The sequence below is a fragment of the Streptomyces yokosukanensis genome (assembly GCF_001514035.1).
In the GTDB taxonomy this organism is placed as follows: Bacteria; Actinomycetota; Actinomycetes; order Streptomycetales; family Streptomycetaceae; genus Streptomyces; species Streptomyces yokosukanensis.
In genome coordinates this window covers 1-5,090 of record NZ_KQ948266.1, presented here as the reverse complement: position 1 = coordinate 5,090, position 5,090 = coordinate 1, and the positions used below count along the sequence as shown (strand labels likewise).

Annotated in this window: 2 protein-coding genes; both read right to left on the bottom strand. The window is 74.5% G+C overall.

Annotated elements, in window-relative coordinates; genetic code table 11:
- A partial coding sequence (locus AQI95_RS43960) for a type I polyketide synthase (protein ID WP_244189127.1) occupies nucleotides 1–1,516 on the bottom strand: 1,516 nt, incomplete at its 3' end.
- Between the two features lie 111 nt (nucleotides 1,517–1,627).
- The coding region (locus tag AQI95_RS43955) for a type I polyketide synthase (RefSeq protein ID WP_159056776.1) at nucleotides 1,628–5,090 on the bottom strand (3,463 nt) is incomplete at its 5' end.

The following is a 5,090-nucleotide window of genomic DNA, read 5'->3' as shown; positions in this document are numbered from 1 at the left end:
CCACCGCACTCTTACCCGACAGCACCCACGGCACCACCGGCACAACCGAACGCCCACCCTCCCCCGCCACACCCTCGACAACAACGGCATCAACGGCATCAACGGCATCGGAATCGGCACCGGCATCAACGGCCGGAGCCTGCTCCACGATCACATGCGCGTTCGTCCCACTGAAACCGAACGACGACACACCCGCACGCCGCGGGGCTCCGGTGTGCGGCCAGGGGACGTTCTCGCCGATCAGGGAGACGGCGCCCGCCTCCCAGTCGACGTGCGGCGTCGGCTCGTCGAGGTGGAGGGTCTTCGGGACGATGCCGTGGCGCATGGCCTCGACCATCTTGATGATGCTCGCGACACCGGCCGCGGCCTGGGTGTGGCCGATGTTGGACTTGATGGAGCCGAGCAGCAGCGGCCGCTCGGCCGGCCGGTCCTGCCCGTAGGTGGCCAGCAGTGCCTGCGCCTCGATCGGGTCGCCCAGCGAGGTCCCCGTACCGTGCGCCTCGACCACGTCCACGTCCGCGGCGGCGAGACGGGCGTTGGTGAGCGCCTGGTGGATGACCCGCTGCTGGGAGGGACCGTTGGGAGCGGTCAGGCCGTTGCTCGCGCCGTCCTGGTTGATGGCGGAGCCTCGGATCACGGCGAGGACGGGGTGTCCGTTGCGCTGGGCGTCGGAGAGCTTCTCGACGAGGAGCATGCCGACGCCCTCGCCCCAGCCGGTGCCGTCGGCGGCGGCCGCGAAGGGCTTGCAGCGGCCGTCGGCGGCGAGGCCGCGCTGGCGGCTGAACTCGGTGAAGGTGGCCGGGGTCGCCATGACGGTGACGCCGCCCGCGAGGGCCATGGTGCACTCGCCCGCCCGCAGGGCCTGCACCGCGAGGTGGAGCGTGACGAGGGAGGAGGAGCAGGCGGTGTCGACGGTGACGGCGGGGCCTTCGAGGCCGAAGGTGTAGGCGACGCGGCCGGAGGCGATGCTGCCGGAGCTGCCGGTGCCGAGGAAGCCCTCGACGCCCTCGGGGACGGAGTCCAGCCGGGCGGTGTAGTCGTGGTACATGACGCCGGCGAAGACGGCGGTGCGGCTGCCGCGCATCGACGTCGGGTCGATGCCCGCCCGCTCGAAGGCCTCCCACGAGGATTCGAGCAGCAGTCGCTGCTGCGGGTCCATCGCCAGGGCCTCGCGGGGCGAGATGCCGAACGGGGCGGGGTCGAAGCGGGCGGCGTCGTAGAGGAAGCCGCCCTCGGTGACGTAGCTGGATCCGGCGCTGTCGGGGTCGGCGTCGTAGAGGGTCTCCACGTCCCAGCCTCGGTCGGCGGGGAATCCGGAGATCGCGTCGTCGCCGTTGACGACGAGCCGCCACAGGTCCTCGGGGGTGCGGACGCCTCCGGGGTAGCGGCAGCTCATCGCGACGATCGCGACGGGTTCCTGGTTCTGCTCCTCGACCTCGCGCAACCGCCTGCGGGCCTGGCGCAGATCGGCGGTCGCCCGCTTGAGGTAGTCGCGAAGCTTGTCCTCGTTCACCATGTGCGTGGGCTCCATGCCAGAGAGGCGGTCGTACGGGTCTGTCTGTCCGTGGTGGTGGGTGCGAAAAGAGGGCCGGGCGGGGCGGGGGGGGAGGCGCCCCGCCCGGCGGTTTCAGGCGCCGAGCTCGTCGTCGAGCAGGTCGAAGAGTTCGTCGTCGCTCGCCGTGTCGAGGTCGCTGTCGAGTTCCTCGTCGTCGGTGCGCCGACCGGTGTCCTGGCCGGTGTTCCACTTGGCGAGGAGGGCCTGGAGGCGCATCGTGATCCGCGAGCGGGTGACGCTGTCCGCGTCCGCGGATCCGGCCTCGCCCAACGCGGCTTCCAGCCGGTCGAGTTCACCGAAGACGGTGGGGCCTTCGGTGTCGAGGGGCAGCGCGGAGCGCAGGTAGGTTCTCAGGCCCTCGGGGGTCGGGTAGTCGAAGATGAGCGTGGCCGGGAGGCGCAGGCCGGTGGCCGCGCCGAGCCGGTTGCGCAGTTCGACCGCGGTCAGCGAGTCGAAGCCGAGTTCCTTGAAGGCGCTGCCGGGCTCGATGGCGGCCGCACCGCCGTGGCCCAGGACCTGGGCGACGTGGGTGCAGACGGTGTCCAGGAGCACCCGGTCCCGTTCGGCGGGCGGGAGTTGGGCGAGCCGCTCCGCCAGCGTACCGGGGGTGTCGGCGGGCGCCCCGCCGCTGGTCCTGCGGCGTACGGGCGTACGGAGCAGGCCGCGCAGCAGGGGTGCGACGGTGTCGCCGACCTGTGCCTGGAGTCCGGCCAGGTCGATGCGGGCGGGCACCAGGAGCGCGGGGGCGTCCTCGTCCGGCCCGGCCGTCGCCGCCCGCAGGGCCGCGTCGAAGAGGGCCAGGCCGTCGGCCTCGGAGAGCGCGTCCATGCTGCCGCGGCTGAGGCGGCGGCGGTCCTGCTCGTCGAGGGTGGCTGCCATGCCGGCCTCGTCGTCCCACAGGCCCCAGGCGAGGGAGAGTCCCGGCAGGCCCTGTGCCCGGCGGTGCTGGGCGAGCGCGTCGAGGAAGGTGTTTCCCGCCGCGTAGTTGGCCTGTCCGGCGTTGCCGAAGACGCCGGCCGCGGAGGAGAACAGGACGAAGGCCGCAAGGCTCAGGTCCCGCGTCAACTCGTGCAGGTTCCACGCCGCGTCGGCCTTGGGCCGCAGCACCTTCGTGACCCGCTCGCGGTCGAGCGAGGTGATGGTGGCGTCGTCGAGGACGCCGGCGGTGTGCACGACGGCCGTCAGCGGGTGCGCGGCCGGTACGGAGGCCAGCAGGGCGGCGAGGGCGTCCCGGTCGGCGGCGTCGCAGGCCGCCCACCTGACCCGGGCTCCCGCGGCGGTGAGCGCGTCGGCGAGTTCGGTGGCTCCGGCGGCCGCGGCGCCGCGACGGCTGGTCAGCAGCAGGTGCCGTACGCCGTGCTCGGCGACGAGGTGCCGGGCGAGCAGGCCGCCCAGGGTGCCGGTGGCCCCGGTGATCAGGACCGTGCCCTCGGGGTCCGGTCCGTGGTCGGCGGGGGCGCCGTCCGCGGGCGGGGTGAGGGCGGCACGGGCCAGGCGGGGTGCCCGTGCGGCTCCTTCGCGCAGCGCGAGCTGGGTTTCGTCGGTGGCGAGCGCGGCGGGCAGGGCGCGGTGGGAGGCGTCGTGCCCGTCGAGGTCGACCAGGACGAAGCGGTCCGGGTGCTCGGCCTGCGCGGAGCGCAGCAGTCCCCACACGGCGGCGTGCGCGAGGTCGGTGACGTCCTCGTCGGGATCTGTGGCGACGGCGCCGCGGGTGACGACCGCGAGCCGGGCCGCCGCGAACCGCTCGTCCGCCAGCCAGCCGTGGACCAGGTCCAGGGCGTTGCCGGTCACGGTGTGGGCGTCCGGGGCGGTGAGGTCGGCGGCCAGCGGGACCAGCACGGTGTCGGGGGCGGGCTCACCGAGGGCCTCGGCCAGGTCGAAGGCCTCGCCGAGGGCGGTCAGGTCGGGGTGGGCCGATCCGGCCGCGTCGTCGAGGACCCCGGCCTGTTCCAGGCCGGCGCCCGTCTTGAGCGGGTCGGTGCCGAGCAGGGCCCAGCGGGCGCCGGGGAGCGGCTGCGGCTGCGCGGCTGCCGGGAGCGGCAGGGTGCTCCAGTCGATCCGGAACAGCGCTTCCCGCACCGGTCCGGACGCGGCGGCGTCCGCGGCGAAGGGCCGCAGGACCAGCGCGTCGACGTCGAGGACGGGTGCGCCCGTCGCGTCCCACAGGGTCAGTGCCACCGCGTCGCGTCCGGCGGGGGCCATCCGGACGCGCAGCGCGGTCGCCCCGGCGGCGTACAGGCGTACGCCGTCCCAGGAGAACGGCAGCCGGGCGCCCTGCGGGCCGTCGGGGAAGAAGTCCCCGAGCCCGACGGCGTGCAGGGCCGCGTCGAGGAGGGCCGGGTGCAGGCCGTACGGGGCGGCGTCCGCGAGGCGGTCCTCGCCGAGGGAGACCTCGGCGTACACCTCGTCCCCTAGCCGGTGGGCCCGGCGCAGGTTGCGGAAGGCGGGGCCGTAGCCGAGCCCGATGGTGTCGAAGCCCGGGTACAGCTCGTCCACGGGGCATTCGACGGCCCCGGCCGGGGGCCACTCGCGCAGGGGTTCGGTGCCGGGGTCCTCGGTGTCGGGGGCAAGGGTGCCGGCGGCGTGCCGGGTCCACGGCTCGTCGGGGGCGGACTGCTCGGGGCGCGAGTAGACCTGGAAGGCCCGTCGGCCGTGCGCGTCGGCCTCGGCCACGGCGAGCCGCAGCTGGGTCCCGCCCGTCTCCGGGAGCACCAGCGGTGCTTCGAGGGTGAGGTCGTCCAGCCGGTCGCAGCCGGCGTGGTCGCCCGCCCGGACGGCCAGTTCGACCAGCGCGGCGCCGGGCAGCAGGACGCTGTCCGCGACGCGGTGGTCGGCCAGCCAGGGGTGGGTGCGCAGCGAGAGCCGCCCGGTGAACAGGAACCCGTCCGTGTCGGGCAGGTCGACCGCCGCTCCGAGGAGCGGGTGTGCGGTCGGGCCGAGCCCGGCGGAGACGACGTCACCGGCGAGGGCGTGGGCGGGTGCTTCCAGCCAGTAGCGCTGCCGCTGGAAGGCGTAGGTCGGCAGGTCGGCGCGGCGGGCGCCGGTGCCTTCGTAGTAGGCGGTCCAGTCGACGGGGATCCCGCGCAGGTGGGCCTGGGCGAGGGCTGCTGCGAGGGCGGCTTCCTCGGGGCGTTCGGCGCGCAGGACGGGATGGAGGGCAGCGCCGTCGCGGGTGAGGCAGTCCTGGGCGAGGGCGGACAGAACGCCGTCGGGGCCGAGTTCGAGGTACGTCGTCACGCCCGCGGCCTCAAGCGCCCGGACACCGTCGAGGAAGCGGACGCCTTCACGGACGTGCCGCACCCAGAACTCGGCCGAACCCATCTCGTCGGAGACCAGCGCACCGGTCAGGTTCGACACCACCGGGATCCGCGGAGCTGCGTACGTGATCCCCTCCGCCACCTCGCGGAAGGCGTCGAGCATCCCGTCCATGTGCGGGGAGTGGAAGGCGTGACTGACCGTCAGCCGCTTGGTCCTGCGGTCGGTGAAGGATTCGGCGACGGCGACCGCCGCGTCCTCGTCACCCGCGACGACCACG